16 protein-coding genes and 1 pseudogene (1 of these 17 running past the window's edge) are annotated in these 19,609 nt (G+C 53.6%); 10 read left to right on the forward strand and 7 right to left on the reverse strand.

The genetic code is table 11. The features are described 5' to 3' along the window. The 5 genes and pseudogenes from ACPV3A_RS06455 to ACPV3A_RS06475 all read right to left on the reverse strand — a co-directional run. Positions 1–254: pseudogene (locus ACPV3A_RS06455) on the reverse strand (ABC transporter permease subunit) (it extends 678 nt beyond the left edge of the window). Between the two features lies 1 nt (position 255). Further along, complete coding sequence (locus ACPV3A_RS06460; RefSeq protein ID WP_194541796.1) at positions 256–1,737, reverse strand: sugar ABC transporter ATP-binding protein; 1,482 nt, start codon at positions 1,735–1,737, stop codon at positions 256–258. 15 nt (positions 1,738–1,752) lie between these two features. Beyond that, positions 1,753–2,151: a D-ribose pyranase gene (gene rbsD, locus ACPV3A_RS06465; protein ID WP_194541795.1), complete on the reverse strand. Its 399-nt coding sequence runs from the start codon at positions 2,149–2,151 to the stop codon at positions 1,753–1,755. Positions 2,152–2,153: 2 nt separating this feature from the next. Then, positions 2,154–3,032 carry a ribokinase gene (rbsK, locus tag ACPV3A_RS06470; RefSeq protein WP_194541794.1) on the reverse strand — a complete coding sequence of 293 codons (879 nt, stop codon included), beginning with the start codon at positions 3,030–3,032 and terminating at the stop codon, positions 2,154–2,156. Next, positions 3,032–4,015, reverse strand: a complete 984-nt coding sequence (locus tag ACPV3A_RS06475; protein WP_220687475.1) for a LacI family DNA-binding transcriptional regulator — start codon at positions 4,013–4,015, stop codon at positions 3,032–3,034. Before ACPV3A_RS06475 ends, rbsK begins: the two co-directional genes overlap by 1 nt. 235 nt (positions 4,016–4,250) lie before the next feature. On the opposite strand from ACPV3A_RS06475, the gene ACPV3A_RS06480 reads away from it, so the two are divergent. The 5 genes from ACPV3A_RS06480 to ACPV3A_RS06500 all read left to right on the forward strand — a co-directional run bounded on the left by ACPV3A_RS06480 (position 4,251) and on the right by ACPV3A_RS06500 (position 9,952). Next, on the forward strand, positions 4,251–5,231 hold the full coding sequence (locus ACPV3A_RS06480) for a sugar ABC transporter permease (RefSeq protein ID WP_339296079.1): 981 nt from the start codon (positions 4,251–4,253) through the stop codon (positions 5,229–5,231). Next, entirely contained in the window at positions 5,228–6,052 is an 825-nt protein-coding gene (locus ACPV3A_RS06485; protein ID WP_194541792.1) for a carbohydrate ABC transporter permease, read from the forward strand. Before ACPV3A_RS06480 ends, ACPV3A_RS06485 begins: the two co-directional genes overlap by 4 nt. 116 nt (positions 6,053–6,168) lie before the next feature. Further along, positions 6,169–7,530, forward strand: coding sequence for an ABC transporter substrate-binding protein (locus ACPV3A_RS06490; RefSeq protein WP_216535108.1), 1,362 nt, complete (start codon positions 6,169–6,171; stop codon positions 7,528–7,530). 230 nt (positions 7,531–7,760) lie between these two features. After that, positions 7,761–8,666: an arginase gene (gene rocF / locus ACPV3A_RS06495; protein ID WP_426198558.1), complete on the forward strand. Its 906-nt coding sequence runs from the start codon at positions 7,761–7,763 to the stop codon at positions 8,664–8,666. A gap of 95 nt (positions 8,667–8,761) precedes the next feature. Further along, positions 8,762–9,952: an ornithine--oxo-acid transaminase gene (locus ACPV3A_RS06500; RefSeq protein ID WP_426198472.1), complete on the forward strand. Its 1,191-nt coding sequence runs from the start codon at positions 8,762–8,764 to the stop codon at positions 9,950–9,952. Between the two features lie 167 nt (positions 9,953–10,119). Here ACPV3A_RS06500 and ACPV3A_RS06505 read toward each other — a convergent pair whose 3' ends face one another. Then, the gene (locus ACPV3A_RS06505) at positions 10,120–11,085 is read right to left on the reverse strand and encodes an arsenic resistance protein (RefSeq protein ID WP_426198473.1); all 966 of its coding nucleotides are present in this window, start codon (positions 11,083–11,085) and stop codon (positions 10,120–10,122) included. 221 nt (positions 11,086–11,306) lie between these two features. On the opposite strand from ACPV3A_RS06505, the gene ACPV3A_RS06510 reads away from it, so the two are divergent. Continuing rightward, complete coding sequence (locus ACPV3A_RS06510) at positions 11,307–12,206, forward strand: TIGR01777 family oxidoreductase (protein ID WP_426198474.1); 900 nt, start codon at positions 11,307–11,309, stop codon at positions 12,204–12,206. A 78-nt stretch (positions 12,207–12,284) separates the two neighbouring features. Here the strand turns inward: ACPV3A_RS06510 and ACPV3A_RS06515 are convergent, their stop codons facing one another. Continuing rightward, positions 12,285–12,875 (reverse strand): YdhK family protein, encoded by a 591-nt coding sequence (locus ACPV3A_RS06515; protein WP_426198475.1) that lies wholly within the window; start codon positions 12,873–12,875, stop codon positions 12,285–12,287. A 206-nt stretch (positions 12,876–13,081) separates the two neighbouring features. Between ACPV3A_RS06515 and ACPV3A_RS06520 the strand changes: the two genes are divergently transcribed. The 4 genes from ACPV3A_RS06520 (at position 13,082) to ACPV3A_RS06535 (ending at position 19,535) form a co-directional block, all read left to right on the forward strand. After that, positions 13,082–14,014 carry an AraC family transcriptional regulator gene (locus ACPV3A_RS06520; RefSeq protein WP_260064116.1) on the forward strand — a complete coding sequence of 311 codons (933 nt, stop codon included), beginning with the start codon at positions 13,082–13,084 and terminating at the stop codon, positions 14,012–14,014. 123 nt (positions 14,015–14,137) lie between these two features. Next, the gene (locus ACPV3A_RS06525; RefSeq protein WP_426198476.1) at positions 14,138–16,018 is read left to right on the forward strand and encodes a class I mannose-6-phosphate isomerase; all 1,881 of its coding nucleotides are present in this window, start codon (positions 14,138–14,140) and stop codon (positions 16,016–16,018) included. Continuing rightward, complete coding sequence (locus tag ACPV3A_RS06530; protein ID WP_220685963.1) at positions 16,015–17,031, forward strand: ROK family protein; 1,017 nt, start codon at positions 16,015–16,017, stop codon at positions 17,029–17,031. The genes ACPV3A_RS06525 and ACPV3A_RS06530 overlap by 4 nt, the downstream gene beginning before the upstream one ends. A 14-nt stretch (positions 17,032–17,045) precedes the next feature. Beyond that, on the forward strand, positions 17,046–19,535 hold the full coding sequence (locus ACPV3A_RS06535) for a glycoside hydrolase (protein ID WP_426198477.1): 2,490 nt from the start codon (positions 17,046–17,048) through the stop codon (positions 19,533–19,535). Positions 19,536–19,609 lie beyond the last annotated feature (74 nt).

The following is a 19,609-nucleotide window of genomic DNA, read 5'->3' on the forward strand; positions in this document are numbered from 1 at the left end:
GACAGCGCGAGAATCGAACCGACCGACAGGTCAATGCCGCCTGTCAGGATTACAAACGTCATACCGAATGCAATCAATGCATTAATCGATACCTGACGCAGCAGGTTCAGAATGTTAAGCGGTTCCAAGAAGCTTGGATTTAGGACGGATACGATAACGATAAGAATGATCAGTCCGAGCAGCGGACCGAGCTTTTGCGTCAAACCTGAGACCTTAAACCCTTTTTCCGCCTTGGCATCGTTAATAGTTGTCATATTACTGACCTCCTGTAGCTAGAGTCATGATGTGTTCCTGCGTGGCTTGTTCGCGATCCAATTCACCGGAAATTCTGCCTTCATGAACAACGAGAATCCGGTCGCTCATTCCGAGCACCTCCGGCAGCTCCGACGACACCATCAGAATCGCCACGCCCCGTTCGGTCAGCTCATTCATCAACTGATAAATTTCCCGCTTTGCACCAACGTCTACGCCGCGTGTCGGCTCATCCAGGATGAGCACGCTCGGCCCAATGCCGATCCACTTGGCAATAACGACCTTCTGTTGGTTACCACCAGACAGATTGCGTGCCAGCGTCTCGGATGTATGCGTCTTGATCTGCAGCCGCTTCGTCAACGTATCCACGAAATCCTGTTCCTTCTTCCCGGAGATGAACCCTCTGGAAGAGAAGCTGAACAGATTGGGCAGCGCCATATTTTCACGGACCGAGAAATCCAGGACCAACCCTTCATCCTTGCGGTCCTCTGTGATGAATCCAATGCCGTGTTTCACGGCATCATCCGGCTTCTTGATCGTAACTTTCTTTCCGCGTACCCAGATTTCGCCGCTATCCAGCGGGTCCAATCCGAAGATCGCTCTCATCATCTCGGTGCGCCCAGCCCCCATCAGGCCGGATACGCCAACGATTTCGCCGGCACGAACCGAAAAGCTCACATTCTCGAACCGGCCTTTGCTGCTAATATTCTTCACTTCCAGCACAGGCTCGCCCGGAGAGGGATGACGTGCCGGATATCGCTCGGTCAGCTCCCGGCCGACCATCTTTTTGACGACCTCATCAAAGTCCGTGTCCGGAATAGCTTTGGTATCGACGGATTTACCATCCCGCATGACCGTAATCCGGTCGCAGATCGTAAAGATCTCCTCCATCCGGTGAGAGATGTAGACGATGGATACGCCTTGTTTTTTCAATGAACGAATGACGTCAAACAGCTTCTCGATTTCTCTTTCGGTCAGCGCCGCCGTCGGCTCGTCCATAATGATGACTTTTGCTTGGGTCATGAGCGCCTTGGCGATCTCAATCATCTGCTGCTGGCCGACGGAGCATTCCCCCGCCTCCTGCGTTAGTGGTATCTTCACCGCCAGTTTGCCAAACTGTTCCTTCGCAAGCGCCTTCATCTGCTTCATGTTGAGGAAACCCAGGCCGGATGTCATCTCCTTGCCGATAAACAAGTTATCCAGAACCGTCATTTCCGGCCAGATGTTAAGCTCTTGATGGATGAAGGCAACGCCTCTTTCTTCCGCTTCCTTCGGATTAGCAAAATAAGTTTCCTTGCCGTCGATGACAATCTTGCCCTCATCCCGGCTGTGAAGACCGGTCAATATATTCATCAGCGTCGATTTGCCCGCGCCGTTCTCTCCCATCAGGGCGTGAACCTCTCCTTCCCGGAGATCAAAGTCTACGCCTGCCAGTACGCGGTTTGTGCCAAAGGATTTATGGATATTGGTCATCTCAATGTTCATGGTGCTTCCTCCTTTTTAACCGAAATGAACACCGGCCTGCAAAATGCAGTTCGCATAGGGCTTGGCTTCTCCTGTACGGATAACCGCCTTGGCGTTTTGCGTCCGTGCTTTGAACAACTCGTGCGAGCAAGCCTCGATCTCGCAATCCTGAAAGTTCTCCTGTATATAATGCAGTGTTTCCTTATTATCTAGCTTCATTTCTTCAGCAATCACGATTTTTTCAATCACCATATCGTCGGCGATCGCTTCCACCACCTCGGTAAAGCTTGGCGTCCCCAGCGTGAGAGCCAGGTCGATCTTCGGAACGCCTGGAGGAATCGGAAGACCGACGTCTCCAACTACGATGGTATCGGTGTGCCCCAGATCTGCCAGCACTTTCGCAATGTGACTGTTTAGCATGCCGTTCTTCTTCATGATCAAAGACTCCCTTCTACTTCGAGGCGCGATGGCATTCCGCCCTGCGCTCCGAACTTCATGACCGACAAGGACGCTGCGCGGTTCGCAAATCTCAGGCTGTCTGCTATGCTCATGCCTTCGGACAGAGCCACGGCGAAAGCGCCGTTGAATGTATCGCCGGCTCCCGTCGTATCCACGGCTTCAACCTTGTAGCCGGGAACGACAACCTCTTGCAGGCCGTCGAAATAACGAACTCCCCTCTTGCCTTCCGTCACGATCAGTTTGTTCGGATAACGGCGCAGCACGTCGCCTAATGGCTCATCGCCGAACAAGATAGCCGCTTCATGTTCGTTTGGCGTAATATAAGCCGCCCGTTCAATAACGCTGCTTGGCACCGGGCGGGCAGGAGCCGGGTTCAGCATCAACGGCACCTGATATTTTGCGCACAATTCACTGACATGGATTACCGTTTCCTCCGGAATCTCCTGCTGTATCAACACGATATCCGCAGCCTGGATAACCTCCGCTGCCTGATCAACATATTCCGGAGTGACCCGGTCGTTGGCAGCTTTTACCACCACGATGCTGTTGTCTCCCTCTGCCAAAATGATGTGTGCGGTTCCGCTTTCCATACCTGTAACCGGTTCCACATGGTCTGTCAAAACGCCATTTGACTTCAGATTGCTCAAAATCATTTCGCCGAAGGAATCTTCACCGACACAGCCAATCATGTTCACCTCTGCACCCAGACGCGCCGCCGCGACGGCCTGATTGGCTCCCTTCCCTCCGGGTACCGTCTTAAAGCTGTCGCCAAGCACCGTCTCTCCCGCGCCGGGGCGCTTGGTGGAGGTGACCACCAAGTCCATCGACGCGCTTCCGATTACCACGATTTTCGCCATTATGATTCCACCTTTCTTGTTGTCTGCCGCTCTATAAATTCTACCGAGAATTCGATGCTGCTTCTCTCTATGTGATGCCCTTCAATAAGTCCGATAAGCAATCTGGCCGCCTCCCGGCCCATTTCATATGCCGGCTGATGAATCGTAGACAGGGGCGGTGCCAACAGCCGGCTGAGCAGAATATCGTCAAACCCTATAATCTGTACGTCTTCCGGCACCCTTTTCCCCAGCCGAAACGCTTCCTTGACTACGGCGGATGCCATAATATCGTTACTGGCGATTACACCGTCCGTGTCCGGAAACTCGATGAACACTTGCTGGGCGAATTCTTCCGCTTCGATTAAAGAAAACGATGTCGTCTTCAGCACTTGATACGCTGCCGCCTGTCCTTCCAGAACCTCGACGGCTCCTTCAAAACGCTCTTGAGCAGGACGGACATCCGCCGGGCCCTGAATCACGGTTATAGCTTTACTGCCTCGCCTAATGATCTCCTGCGCTGCAATTCTTCCGCCCTGCCGGCCATCCGCATAGACGGAAGGACGATCCGATGAGGTGCGATCCAGAAATACTACCGGAATCTTGAGCCCTGTATACATGTCGGCATCCGGATCATTGGTCGATGATATGACACCAACCACATTATTTTGGACAAAGGTTTGGATATATTCCATTTCCTTTTTCTTGCTCTCGTCGCTGTTCCCGAATATCAGCCGATAATCATTCTCCTGCATCTCATCCTCAACTCCGCGGGCTAGCTGCGGGAAATAAGGGTTCATAATATCCGGAAGTAAAAGTCCAATTAATTTCGATTTTCTTTTATATAAAGAACGCGCTACTTCATTCGGCGTATAATTCAGCTCGCGAATGCTTTGTTCTACCTTGGACCTGGTGTCCTCATGCACGTAACCGTTTCCATTTAAAACCCGTGAAACCGTGGCCACGGACACGCCGGCCCGATTTGCCACATCCTTGATCGTTGCCATTACCGTCATCACCTCATTCATGTGTAACCGGTTACAGCTATAACATATCACATCTTTTTTTAACGTGCAAGCGTTTGAGGATTGGAATATTTATGTACCGTCGCTGGCCAGCGCAAATTCAGCATCTAACATATCCAGCAATAAATTACGGTATTCTTACAAAACCCATTACTGGATTTTACATCCGGCTCCTATACTCAATACCTGTAAGGCCAAGCAGGAAAGTGAGGTAAACATGATGATGGAAAAAGAATTTACGCTTCCTTCTCCGGGTCACTCTCTGACGCCGCCGGTCAGCGAAGCTGAACCTTCAACAGCGGCAAAAACGATCTCCATCAAGAAATCAAAACGCAGGGAAATCATGCTCGCCTATGCATGTCTGGCACCTTCGCTGCTCATTTTCGGTCTGTTTCTGTTCTATCCGCTGCTTAAATCGGTTTATCTGAGCTTGTTCCTGACCGATCCTCAAGGCCGGGTAGCCGAATTCGTGGGGTTCGATAACTTTAAGGAAATACTGACCTCCGAGATGTTTTATACCAGCTTCGGCAACACACTGCTGTTTATCGTGCTGACGGTCCCGACCGGGATGGCGGCCGCCATACTGCTCGCAGCCCTGACGCACAATAAGCTGAAAGGCATGAAAATATTCCGCTTCATATTCTCGCTGCCGATGGCCGTGTCCGTCGGCACCGGCTCGATGATCTGGATGATTCTGTATCATCCGACATTGGGCGTACTGAATTACTTTCTGTCGCAACTCGGCACTCAGCCCATTCAATGGCTGACCGATCCGAAATGGGCCATGATCTCCGTCGCGATCATGACCGTCTGGATGAATCTTGGTTTTAATTACATCCTCATGCTGAGCGGCATGCAGGGCGTATCCGAGGATATCTACGACAGCACCAAGATCGACGGCTCCGGTCCGCTGAGAACTTTCTTCCGGATTACGATGCCGCTGATCTCCCCTACGTTATTCTTTACATCCGTCGTGTCGGTCATCGGCGCTTTCCAAGCGTTCGGACAGATCAACATCCTGACCAAGGGAGGTCCGATGAACAGCACCAACGTGATCGTGTTCAACATTTATCAGGATGCCTTCGTCAATTTCCGCTTTGGCATCGGCAGTGCGCAAGCGCTCATCCTGTTTGCGATCATTCTGCTGCTGACCATCTTTCAATTTAAATTCGTGGAGAAGAAGGTGCATTACCAATGAACATGCGACTCATGCCCAAAAGCTTCATCTACATCGCGCTGCTTCTCTGTTCGCTGGTCATTGCCTTTCCGCTCCTGTACACCTTGTCAACATCGCTGATGAGCGAGGCTGAATCGGCTGTTTATCCGCCGCCTCTTCTTCCGGAAGCCATCAATCTGTCCAATTTCGCCAAGGTGGTCGATACGATCCCTGTCCTTACCTTTATCGGGAACAGCCTTGTCGTCTCCATTGCCATCATGGCAGGTCAGATCGTGACCGCAAGTCTGGCGGCATACGCCTTCGCCTTCCTGCGGTTCCCGGGAAAAACGCTGCTGTTCAGTCTCTTTCTCGCCACGATGATGATTCCGTGGGAAGTGATCATGATTCCGAACTATTTGACGGTCAAAAGCCTGAACTGGCTGGATACCTACCAAGGGCTTATCATTCCATTCCTGGCAACGGCCTTCGGAACCTTCCTGCTCAGACAAGCTTTCCTTCAGCTGCCAAAGGAGCTGTTTGAAGCGGCCCGCGTGGACGGCTGCGGACATGTCCGCATTTTCCTGAGCATGGTCCTGCCGTTATCCATCCCCGGAATCGCCACGCTGGGCGTGTACTCGTTCCTGAACCATTGGAACATGTACCTGTGGCCGCTCCTGACAACAAACCGCGTCGAGATGCGAACCGTCCAGATCGGGATCGGGATGCTGCAGTTCGAAGAGATGAACTCATGGAATCTGATACTGTCCGGCGTGCTCCTCTTGCTGCTGCCTTCCCTGCTGCTGCTTGCACTCGGTTTGAAGCCGCTAGTCCGCGGCATTACGGCAGGTGCGTTGAAGGGCTAACTGGCCCACTTTAATGGATCAGCCTTGCGTGCCGGTTATCTGGTAAGAAACGGGCCGCGCAATTTCTGATAGATCAAAACCATACTATATTTTCAAAAGGGAGAGATTAACCGATCATGAAACGTTTTGGTAAAAGGTCCTTCGCGCTGCTCCTGCTTTCCTGCTTCATGCTGCTCAGCGCCGCTTGCAGCAATACGCCAGCTGCTGGAGAAACGACCGTTGCCGCCGGCAGCGAGCCAGCCAAAGAGCCCGTTAAGGTCGTATGGTGGCATTCCATGAGCGGTGAGCTCGGGACCGTCGCGGACAAGCTGATCTCCGATTTTAATGCCGCCCACAAGGATATTCAGGTTGAGGGCGTGTTTCAAGGAACGTACGATGAAAGCTTGAACAAGCTGAAGGCCTCCTTGGGATCGAACAGCGGCCCGACCATGATTCAGGTGTACGAGATCGGCAGTCGTTTCATGATGGATACCAAGGCGATCCGTCCGGTTCAGGACTTCATGGATGCTGAAGCATACGACATTTCCTCCTTGGAACCGAACATTAAAAATTATTATACATTCGACAACAAATTGTACTCGATGCCATTTAACTCCTCCAACCCGATCCTTTACTACAACAAAGATGCCTTTAAAGCGGCGGGACTGGATCCGGAAAATCCTCCAAAAACCTACGAAGAGGTAGCGGAAGCGGCCAAGACGCTAACGAAAGACGGCCAAACCGGCGCATCCTTTGCGATCTACGGCTGGTTCATGGAGCAATTCCTCGCGAACCAAGGTGTTGAACTGCTGAACAACGGCAACGGACGCACGTCCCCGGCCACCGCTTCGCAAGTCAACAACGCCGCTGCCGTGAAGACGCTGGAATGGTGGAAGCAAATGCTGGACGATAAGGTCCTGCTGAACCTGGGACGTAAAACGGACGATACCAAAAAAGCATTCGCAGCGGGTCAAATCGCCATGACGCTGGACTCGACGGCTTCCCTCCGCGGGATCGTCAGCGCAGCGGAAGGCAAATTCGAAGTCGGTACGGCTTTCCTCCCTAAACCGGCTGACGGCGGCGAAGGCGGCGTTATCATCGGCGGTGCAAGCCTGTGGCTGATGAACAACAAATCGGAAGAAGAGCAGCAGGCCGCCTGGGAATTCATGAAGTATTTGGCCGAGCCGCAAACACAAGCTTACTGGCATGTCAACACGGGTTACTTCCCGGTCACGACCAAAGCTTACGAAGAGACCCTCGTAAAAGAAAACCTGGAGAAATATCCGCAATTCCAGACGGCCGTTGATCAATTGCATCAAACGACGGCCAATCTCGCAACGCAGGGGGCTGTCATGGGCGTATTCCCTGAAGCCCGCCAGCTGACGGAAACGGCCATCGAGGAAGTGCTGAATGGTCAAAAAACGGCGCAGGAAGCACTGGACAAAGCCGCTCAGGAAATTAGCTCCAAGATCGAGACTTATAATAAGACGGTAAAATAAACGTCGCGCATGCCGCGTAAGCATGCGCTGAATCATAAATCGAATTGCACCTATTCCACACCCTTCATGCTGAATCATGGGGCCCTCTGCGGACATTCCATGAATCATGCATTAAGGGTGTTTTTCTCTTAAATCCAAAACCTTCCATATTGATCAGCTTGTATAGGGGTTTGCCCAAGTCACGCGGCCGGCTCCTGAATACACTGATACAAAGTGGAGGTGAGCCTATGATGAACAATCTTCCGTCCACCGTAACCATCGTCCCGGTGCCGTTTGACCGGGGTGCTACCCGCCGCGGCGCAAGCCAGGGACCAGACGCGATTTTCGGAGCCGGCCTGAAGCGCAAGCTTGACGCACTCGGAATATCCTATCAGGTTGATGAGCTTGCTGGACTCCCCGAACATAAGGGTGGAACGCACCATCCTCAATTAAAACATCTGAAAGAAGTCCTAACGATTAACGAGCAGCTCGCCGCTCATGTTTCTGCCCTGGCAGAATCGGGTGTCTTCCCGCTAGTCCTTGGCGGTGACCATAGCATTGCAATTGGCACGCTTGCCGGGCTTACCCGGCACTACCGAAGCCTGGGCGTCATCTGGATCGATGCCCACTCCGATCTCAACACACCCGATACGACCCCAAGCGGCAATATCCACGGCATGTCGCTGGCTGTCAGCTTGGGAAGAGGCGATGCGCGGCTAACATCGATCGGCGGCGCAAAATCAACGATCAAGCCCGAACATGTGGTGCTCATTGGCGCGCGCTCCCTCGACCAAGGCGAACGGGATTTCATCCGCCGGGAAGGCATTTCCTGCTTCACGATGCAGGATATCGACCGCCTGGGCATGTTCAGCGTCATGAAGGAAGCCATCCGCATCGCGTCAACGGGCACGGATGGCGTACACCTCTCCTTCGATATCGATAGTGTCGATCCGAAAATCGCGCCCGGAACGGGAACGCCGGTTCAAGGCGGACTCAGTTACCGGGAAGCGCATCTGGCCATGGAGATGCTGTCGGAATCCGGCATTCTGACCTCGGCCGAATTCGTGGAGAACAACCCGCTGCTGGACCGCGGACAGACAACGTCCCGGCTGCTTGTCGGCTTAATCGGCTCCATGCTTGGCGAGAGCATCTTGTGATGCGTCCTCATGCTTGATGAAGAAAGGCCTTTTTTTGCGCGGTATACAGTGCCATTGCCGTTTAGGTTTCTTTAGACTCCCAAGGAGGTAACGCTATGGACCCTTCAAACCCGCATATCGAGAAAGCCGAAAAGTACGGTGCGAGAAACTACCATCCCCTCCCCATCGTCATTGCCGAAGCGGCAGGCATCCATGTGACGGATTCGGACGGCAAGCGGTATATCGACATGTTAAGCGCCTACTCGGCGCTGAACGCAGGACATTGTCACCCCCGTATTATCGGGGCTTTAAAGGAACAAGCAGATAAGGTGACTCTGACCTCGCGCGCATTCCATCATGACCAATTGGGCGAGTTTTACGAGAAGCTGTCTGCTATCACCCGCAAAGATATGATCCTTCCCATGAATACGGGAGCCGAGGCTGTTGAAACGGCGCTCAAGGCAGCACGCCGCTATGCTTACCGGAAGAAAGGTTTACCGGCCAATCAGGCCGAAATTATCGTCTGCGAAGGCAATTTCCACGGACGCACGATCACCATCACCTCCTTCTCCTCCTCCAACGAATATCGGGAAGGCTTCGGCCCGTTCACGCCGGGCTTCAAAGTCATCCCCTATGGCGACCTGGAAGCGCTCAAGCAGACGATTTCACCGAATACGGCCGCCTTTCTTGTAGAGCCGATCCAGGGAGAATCCGGTATTGTCATCCCTCCTGACGGATACCTGAGCGGCGCAATGGAGCTGTGCAAGCAGCATCGTATCCTTCTGCTCGCGGACGAAATCCAGACCGGCTTCGGCAGGACGGGGAAACGGTTTGCCTGCGACTGGGAGGATGTCGTGCCGGATATGTACATCCTCGGAAAAGCGCTTGGCGGCGGCGTCTTCCCCGTCTCTGCCGTGGCGGCGGACGCCGATATCCTCGGTGTATTCGAGCCGGGGTCCCACGGCTCTACCTTCGGCGGGAATCCCCTCGGCTGCGCGGTGGCCATTGCCTCCATGGATGTATTCCTGGAGGAAGGGCTGGAAGGCAACTCCAAGGAGCTCGGCGAATATTTCCTTCAGCAGCTTCGAACCATCCGGCACCCCGATATCAAGGAAGTGCGCGGCAGAGGCCTATTTATCGGCATGGAGCTTAACCTCCCAGCCAGAACCTACTGCGAGAAATTAAAGGATCTCGGCTTGCTCTGCAAAGAAACCCATGAATCCATTATCCGCTTCGCCCCTCCGCTCATCATCACCAAAGCGGAACTGGACCAGGCCGTCGAGATCGTAAGGCAGGCGTTTGCATGAGGAATCGATACCGATGGCATGTGCACAAAAAAACAGTTTGTTCACCCCTGACTCCAGCATGAGGGTGCAACAAACTGTTTTTCCGGTTCTTCTCTATTCCAAGCCCTGCAGCTTATCCTGACACTGCGAGCCGCCGCGCAACGTTGATCGTGCGGCTCTGAGCACCGTCAGGTAACCGACTTCTGTTTCATTCTTCTTGTTACTAACAGCAGCTGGGATACAACGGCAAGCACAGGCAGTTCGATTAGCGGTCCGATGACCAAGGCAAGGGCAATCACCGGCTGGTCCGGAAAGGCCGTCACGGCGATCGCGAGGGCTACCGGGGAATTCCGGGCAATGATCGTTAAATGGAGGCTGACCGAATCCTCATAGGTGAAACGCAGCATGCTGCCCACCGCACTGCCCAGCATATAATTCATCGTGAAATAAATCAGGATCGGAACAATGAGGATATATACCATGTCCATATTATTCAATAAGTATGACCCTTGAGACGCAAACATCGCAACAATGGCGAGACTCAGAAAGACAATCTGGGCCCTGCCGAAGAACGGCATCACCTTGTGCTCCAGCACCTCTTTCCTGGTTCTCAGAATGAAACGGGTGAGATGCGCAAGCGTGAACGGAACGACGAGCACAAGCAGCACGCTTTCGATCAGCGTTGCCATCGAAATCGTTTCGATCGTGCCGGAGAACAAGAGCAAATACAGCGGAAGCAGCAGCACCTGTAGGATCAGGTTTATAGGAAGCACCGAAGCACCCAAGGGTACGTTTCCCTTGGCAATCGAGGTAAAGACCAAATACCAGTCTGTACAGGGGGTCACCATCAGCATGATGAATCCGATCCAAAGCGCCGGGTGGTCCGACAGAAAGACAGCACCGAGTCCCCAGGCTAGCAGCGGCGTCCATATAAAATTAATGAGCGTGCTCGCTCCCAGAAACCTGATGTTCTTAAACGCCTCTCGCAGCTGCCGCAGCGGTATCGTCAGAAACAATCCATATAACATCAGCAGCAAAAAAGGAACGATCGTGTATTCCGCATACTCTGCGGCGAACGGCAGCTGTCCCACTGCCAGCCCAATCGCCACCGCGCCCATAATGATCAAGGTTTGAAATTTCTCTATAAATCCCATCCCGCACTCCTTACCGATTCGAATTATGAACAAACTAAAGAAATATCATCTAATGGTATCATACCGTATTTCCAGTATAATGGATTGTATAATATTGGATTTAGCATCAGGTAAGAAACGCATCCCAGTATCCTTCTCCGCTCATTTCAATCGATGAGGGGCAACGATTCTTAGCCTTGTTTTGTCAGGGTTGATGATAACTTTTACAAGGAGGTTCATCCATGAGAATAGCCATTTGCGGAGGCACCGGTTTCATTGGAGAGGCATTGTGCACGCGTTGGCAGCAGGGCGGGCATGACATGATCATCGTCACAAGATCGAAACCGGACAATCCCCAACCCAGCAGGCCTATATCCTATCTGACCTGGGATGAGATGAAGTCCCATCCCGAGCGGTTTGAGGGTCTGGATGCCCTCGTTAACCTTGCAGGCTCTTCCCTGAGTCAGCGTTGGACGCAGGAAGGCAAGCAGAGAATCCTTCAGTCTAGACAACGAACCGTCTCCTCCGTAGCCGAGCTAATGGACCGCCTGGCGTTTAAACCTCCGGTGGTCATTCAAGCTTCGGCGATGGCCATTTACGGCACATCCGAGTTTGAAACCTTTGATGAGGAAAGCCCAGCCACGATTATGGATTTCCCGTCCGAGGTTGTGCAGGAATGGGAGCAAGCGGCCGACCGCATCCCGGTTGACCGGTTAATTAAGCTGCGCATCAGCGTTGTTCTGGGCGGTAAAGGCGGAGCCCTTCCCAAAATGCTGCTGCCCTACAAACTAGGCGTTGGCGGTAAGATCGGCAGCGGCAAGCAATGGCTCTCCTGGATACATATCGACGATATCGTGGATTTAATCGATTATTGCATCCGGCACGAGGCCATATCCGGAGCCGTGAATGCGGCTTCCCCGCATGCGGTCACGAATGATGAATTCGGCAGGAGCATCGCCAAGGTCTATCACCGTCCGCATTGGCTCCCCCTGCCTGCTTTCATGCTCCAAGCCATCCTGGGCGAAATGTCGCTCATTCTGCTAAAGGGCCAGCGTATCCTTCCGGCCAAGGCACTGCGACACGGCTTCCAGTTTCGATATCCGGAAGTGACGGACGCTCTGAAGCAGATCAAAGAAAGCTGAGCCGTACGGCCATATGCATAAAAAAACAATCGCTCTCATGATATAGAGAACGATTGTTTTCTTTTTTTCATAAAACTTCTATTGTACGGGGGCCAGCTCGCTTTCCGTCACCCACTTATGATTCTTGACTTCTTCGCCGGTTGTCGTCGTGAAGTCCACCATATAGACCGTCGTTTGTTCGGCGGAATCGATAACGGCAGTGGCTCCCTTCATGCCCTCCATATGATCCGCATTCACGACAGCTTCCGTTCCGGGTTCCAAGGGCTCCTTCCCGGCATCCTTCAGCTCCTCATGAATCACCCATTTATGATCCTTCACTTCGGGTCCGCCGCTCGTCGGCGTATACGATATCGTGTACACCGTCGTATCGTACGCCCCGACAATCGTTGCCTTTGCCCCCTTCATTCCGGACATGTGATCGGATTCAATGATCGCTTGGGTCTCGGCCGCATAGGTCGGATTCTCTGCCGCCTTCAACCCTTCCGGGATCTCGCCCGAGCCGGAATGGTTCATGCTGCCATGATCCATGCCATCCATGTTCCCGGTGGCTTCCGTGTTTTCCTTGTTATCGGGGTTTGCACTCTTCGTATTACCGCAGGCACCCAGTATGAGGATGAGGGATGCCAACGCAACCAGAATAAGCGGCTTCCATCGTTTCTTAGCTGACATATGATGAACTCCTCTCTTATATTGAATGTTCATAGCATAGCAGCTACTTATGAAGAACTTGTGTAGCTGTCTATGCATGACATCACTTACCCATTTTTTTAATAAAACCTATCTGTGATATAAAATAGAGAGTGACTAGAAGTCCCATTTTGTCCTATATTCTTGGCAGAGATATATGCCAATTCCGAGAAGGAGCACCCTCTCCCATGCAAATCGATGACGAAACTTTCATCCCGTTATTCAAACGGGCCAATTCCATATTAAACCGAACCCTGAACTCCATTGAACAGCAGGAACTGAGCGTCCGGATCCACTACTGGGGATTTATGCCTCGCCACTACGACAATACGGAGCATAAGCATTCTTTTTTTGAAGCTTGTTACGTGTTGACAGGCTGCGGCTCGTATATCGAAAACGAGACAGAGTTCCATCTTCATCCTGGCACCCTGTTTCTCTCAAGGCCGGGCATCCAGCACCAAATTAAGAGCAGGGAGGGCTTGGCCTTATGTTATGTTGCCTTTGAACTGGATGAATCAGCAAACAGCGATCTCCATACGGCTGCTTTCCGAAGGTTAGCCATCCAAGGCATTCCGGTGCTTCAGGAAGATGCCGGGCAAGCGTCCGGACTCTTGTGGCTTTCGCTGCTATCAATGTTTCAGTCGGGCTCTGGCGGTAAGCAGCACCCGCCGCATATGCTGAACAGCTTGGCAGCTTCACTCATATTATCGATTCTGGCTGCCCACGGTCCCGGTTTCTACCAAGAACCTTCCGATCTTGGGGCACGCGAAGAAGGAGCTTCGATGTTTCATCAGGCCGAATTGTTTATCCAGGATAATCTGGGCGAGCCGCTCTCGCTGGAGCGGGTGGCTGGCCATCTTCACGTTACGACCCGTCATTTAACCCGGCTGTTCCGTAAATACGGACATCAATCCTTTGTTCATTATGTGCAGGAGCAGCGCGTGCAGCAAGCGAAACACCTGCTTCTGAATACAGACCGGCAGATCAAAGAAATTGCCGTCTCCTGCGGATTTGAGTCCGTGCACTACTTCACCCGGGTGTTTACGTCCAAGCTCGGCGTAACCCCGGCCCGCTTCCGGCGTTCCCAGTTTTCAGAAGGCCGTTACGACTCCGAGCTTTAGCGACTAGAGACGTCGATGTCCTGATCGTACAAAAACACTTCCTCTTTTTATAAAGACGGATCCTCCCCTGCCTCCTACAATGAAGTCGTAACCGACATTCCGGAAGGGAGGATCCATTTATCCATGAAACCTGCAACGACCTTTCAATCACACCCGATCAACCACTTGGACTTTGGCAGCGAACCTCAATTTATGAAGAATGGGACCGACGCATGGTGCTCGTTTATCCTGTCGACCTATAAACAAAAAAATTCCCAGCATGAAGCACAGGAAAAACGCAGTATCTTCATTACGCTTGACGGAACACACGGCGCCGATTTCGATAAACCGCTGGCCAAGCTTCAGCAAGCCTGTGAGCAAGAAGGCATCGCCTTCGCATGCGATTCCACGTCCGATTACGTCAAACCCGAAGCCGAGCTCCGGGCCGAGATGGCTCCTTATCTTACGGATAACCGGGCATTCGGCTATAAAGCAACCGATGTCCGCCCCATTCAATATTTTCAACAGGACGCACGGCCAGCCTTGAATAAAAATGCGCATGCATTTGACGCGATGCGCGGCATATACGTCCTGCGCGGACCCGGCGCTTCGCTGCTTCAAGGCCGGACCCCCGACCTTCGTTTCTACGCCGATTACTCCCGCGAGAACCAGCAGCGGCACCATGCCCAGCATATGGGCAGCTTCGGCTTGGGCAGCTCCTTCGACAAGGTTGAGACTTACAAGAATTGTTTATTTCTCGAATGGCCCGTCTGGGAGACCTACCGTCGCGACTGGTTAGCCCATCATACCCATGCCCAACACTCCGACAACCAAGCGTATTACATGGACTTAAATCGTCCGGAAGAGCCGGTGTGGCTGCCGGCTGCCGCCTTGGCAAACGTACTGCGCAAAGCAAGTCGGCAGCCGTTTCGGGTCAAGCCGTTTTTTGCCCCGGGAATATGGGGCGGTCAATATCTTAAGGAATTATGCGGTCTTCCCGACGAATGGCCCAACTGCGCCTGGAGCTTTGAGCCTATCGCTCCCGAGAACACGCTTCTGCTGCGCGTGCAGGATATCACCTTCGAGGTTCCGTTCACATTGCTCATGGAAGCAGCGGCTCAAGAGATTATGGGAAGGCGTAATGTCCGGCTGTTCGGCGACTACTTCCCGATCCGGTTTGATTATCTGGATACGATGCAGGGCGGCGAGCTGTCGCTTCAGGTGCATCCGCTGCAGGAATATGCAGAGTCGCAGTTCAATGAGCATATGACGCAGCAAGAATCGTACTACATCATGCGCAATGCCCCGGAAGCCAAGGTGTATCTCGGGCTGAAGGAAGGAATAAGCGGCGAACGGCTGCTTGCAGCAGTGGAAGACGCCCAGCTTCGGGAAGAGCCGCTTGAGCTCTCCGACTACGTTAACGAGTACAACTCGCAAACAGGGGATCTCTACCTCATTCCACCGGGCACGGTCCACTGCTCCGGCAGGGATAATCTGGTGCTGGAAATTTCCTCGACCACCTGGTGGTTCACGTTCAAGATCTACGATTATCTGCGGCTGGACGCCGATGGCAAACCGCGCCCGATGAACCCTGAGCATGCGCGCCACAATATTAATGACGCCATGAATACGCCTGCGGTAGAAAGCGGGCTTATCGCCCGGCCAACCGTCGTAAGCCGTCAAGGGGGCAGCTCGGAGGAACTGCTGGGTCAACGGGAAGATCTTCTGTTCCAGGTCAGCAGGCTGAATCTGCAGGAAACGTGGAAAGCGGACACCCAAGGAGAATTCGTCATGTACAATCTCGTGGAAGGCGAACGTGTCCGCCTCGTGCCGGCAGCGGACGAGAGTGCGGCCGTTGAATGGGGCTATGCGGAATCTTACATTGTTCCGGCATGTTTAGGCGAATACCGACTGGAGAATCTGTCCGGATCCCCATGCGCATTGATTGCAGCGAGGGTCAATCCCGATTGGGATTCTCCACTGCTTCCGCCTTCCCGGCCAACAGAAAGCGGGGAATTTGCATGAACCGCAAGGATAGCGCCGATCCAGAAAGCGTGCCCTCCCCTGCCCCCATCACCATCGCGCTTGATGCCGGCGGCACCGCTTTGAAGGGAGCGCTCATCGTGAACGGGCTGCCAATCCCCGGCTCGTTCATAACCCGGCCTTCGGAATCGCACGGAGCCGCGGCGGATACGATTTCCAGCTTCGCCCAAGCCTGTCATGATCTGATCAACTATCACGCTTCGGCCTTCCGGCCGTTGGATTATCATGATTCAATCCGGATCGGCTTCGCTTTTCCGGGGCCCTTCGATTATGCAAAAGGCATTGCGCTTCTTCAAGGCCTAGGCAAATATGACGCTCTGTTCAAGCAATCGGTTCGGGATCTGCTCCGCTGCGAATTTCAGAGACTCAAGTCATCCTTCCCGGGTGTCACGATGAACCGTCTGACCGCCGCCGATATCCGGTTCGGCAATGATGCCTTCATGTTCGGCCTTGGGGCCTCCACCCGGTTCCCATCGGAACGCCGTCTCCTATGCCTTACGCTCGGTACGGGCCTCGGCTCTGCCTTTGTGGAGAATGGTCAAATCGTAGCCGGCAGGCACGGTATCCCAAGCAGCGGAATGCTGTTTGCGGAGCCTTACCGGGATCATATCGTGGACAGCTATTTCGGGAAAAGGGGCATTCTGAACATGGCTTCGGAGCGGGGACTCCTGGCTGACGGGTTCGACGTAGCCGACCTCGCTGAAGCTGCCAAGAGCGGTAACGCGCAAGCTCAGGATGTATTCCGCGAATATGGCAGCGAGCTGGGAGAAATGCTCCTACCTTATTTATCCGTGTTCAAACCGAGCCGCCTAGTGCTGGGCGGGCAAATCTCGGGCAGCTTGCCCTTATGGGAAAAGGATATCATGCTCGCTTTGGGCAGGCACGCCGTTCCCGTTCACGCTCTCGCAGACGGAACGGCGGCTGTGTTTAACGGCATTGAGAAGCTATTCGAGGATACGGATCATCATGCATCCGCTCCCCATTTTAATCTATAGGAGGTCACTAATATATGAACCTATCCACCCAAGGCGGTCATCGACCCGCCCGTCCCTGGACGATCTATGTCATCCATCATTCCCACACGGATATCGGCTACACGGAACGCCAAGAGAGAATCGAGCAGTACCATGTTGATTTTATCCGCCAGGCACTAGACATCACGGAAGCCGCACAACGCGGGGAGCGCCCGGAATGGGAATCGTTCCGCTGGACTTGCGAGACCTTCTGGGCCGTAGAAAAATTTCTCGAAGCAGCGACCCCGGCGGAAAAAGCAGCTTTTCAACAAGCGGTAAAGCGTGGCGACATCGAACTGTCCGGAACCTATCTCAATATGACCGAGCTCCCGGATTTCGACCTCCTTCTGCGGAATCACGGCAAAGCGCAAAAGTTCGCGGAGTCCTTCGGACATCGGATCGACAGCGCCATGACCGCCGACATTAACGGATACAGCTGGGGGTATGCCGAAAGCCTGCTGCAAAATAACATTGAGCATCTGTTTTCCTGTATCCATACGCATCACGGCATGTTTCCGCTGGGCCGCAAACAAACCCCGTTCTGGTGGGAAAGTCCGAATGGCGGCAGGCTGCTTGTCTGGAACGGCGAACATTATATGTTTGGCAACGAGCTCGGGTTCTGCCCTGATGCACTGGGCAAATATATCATCAAGGACGAGCTTCAGCATAATCTGATGGAGCCTGAACAACGTCATAACGAGATCGCTGCTTTACGGATTAACCGGTATTTATGGAATCTTGAGCAGGAGTCCTATCCGTATTCCTTCGTTCCAGTCATGGTCTCCGGCCTGGGCACGGACAATGCATCCCCGAATGCGGATATCGCGGAGTGGATTACGAAATGGAATGAACAATACGGCGACCAAATCACCATTAAGATGGCTACGCTGTCCGAATTTTTTGCGGCATTGAAACAGGAGGACCTGTCTGCGCTTCCGGTACACCGGGGGGATTGGCCGGACTGGTGGACGGATGGGGTCGCTTCAACAGCAATGCATACCCAGATTTACCGGGATGCCCAGCGCACGCTTCGCAAAGTCAAGCGGCTAGATCCGGTCCATGGTGCGGCAAGCCTGGCCGAGGTCGAGGAAACGTCACAGGCGCTGACCATGTATGCCGAGCATACATGGGGCTATCATTCCTCCGTGTATGAGCCATGGCATCCGCAGGTGCAAATGCTCGAGGTGCGGAAGCAGGCCTATGCGGCGGAAGCCAGCAAGATGGCTTACCGGGCGCTGGATAAAGCGCTCGTAGCCCGTCAGGGCGCGCTGCTCGCTCCCCATCGTCCCCTGCGCTACGAGGTGATCAATACGGAACCGGCCGCAGCGACGCTGCAGGTCGCCATTCCGTTGGATGGCTGGGAACACGTGATCCTGAAGAAAAAGTTCGAGCTCATCGACGAAACGACCGGGCAGGCGCTACCGTACCAATTGGCACACACGGGGGCGCTTGTTACGCAGCTCTCGCTTGAACCGGATGAGTCCCGGATCTTGTACATCCATCCGCACGAAACACCGGATGCACTCTCCGCTTCCGGGAACATGGTGACTGCGCGCAACACCGAACCGATTGCGTGCGAAGGAATCGCCGACATCCAGTCACAGCCCATAACTCCTTATCCGATTGTGGTGGGCAAGCGTTCGATCGAATCCGAATCCTTCCGGATCGAATGGGAGATGAACGAAGGCATTACGGCCTGGATCGATAAGACACGCTCAGCAGACCTGCTGGACGGCGCACGTGAGCACGCGCCTTTCACCCCCATCTACGAGGTAACGCCGGCACAGGATGAGTTTAATCCGTCCGAAATATGCTCAACCCGCCGCCGCATGGGACGCAACCGGAAGGGCACGAACGTCCAGCGGGATACCGGACGCTTGACCCGAGTCACCGTGCTGGACAACGGACCGCTATTTGCCCTGGTCGAGCTGGTGTTCGACGTGAAGGGACTCAGCTATTATGCCCTCCACATCAAGATGTTTTCCAACCAGCCTCGGGTCGAGGTGTCCGTCCGCTTCCACAAGGACAGCGTCTGGCTGCCGGAAAATGTCTATGTGGCTTTGCCGTTCTCCATGGGCACTGAAGCCGAGTTATACGTGGAAAAAGCCGGTTGTCATTTCCGGCCTTGGAAGGATCAAATTCCCGGAAGCTGCCTGGATTACACCAGTGTGCAAGAGGGAATATTCTGGCACTCGGCTATAGACCGGGAAGCGCTGGCCCTGTCCATGACGGACACGCCGCTTGTACAGCTGGGAACGCTGGAGCACGCGCCTCGTCAGCTCCACACCATGCAGCCGGCGGACAGCCGTCCTTCCACGTATGCCTGGATATTGACCAACTACTGGGAAACCAACTTCAAAGCGACGCTTGGCGGCTTCTATGAGTTCCGTTATGCGGTAGAGCGGCATCGCCAGCTGGACCCGGAGCAGGCTGCGAAGACCCTGCACGCTTCAACTGGACAATTCACGGTTCACCGAATTAAATAAGTCATGAAGAAAAACAGCTGCCCTGGTTTCAAGGCAGCTGTTCTCATTATGAAAGGGAGGATGGCCGTTAAGCC

Source organism: Paenibacillus sp. Dod16, from assembly GCF_049893405.1.
Lineage (GTDB): Bacteria > Bacillota > Bacilli > Paenibacillales > Paenibacillaceae > Paenibacillus_AQ.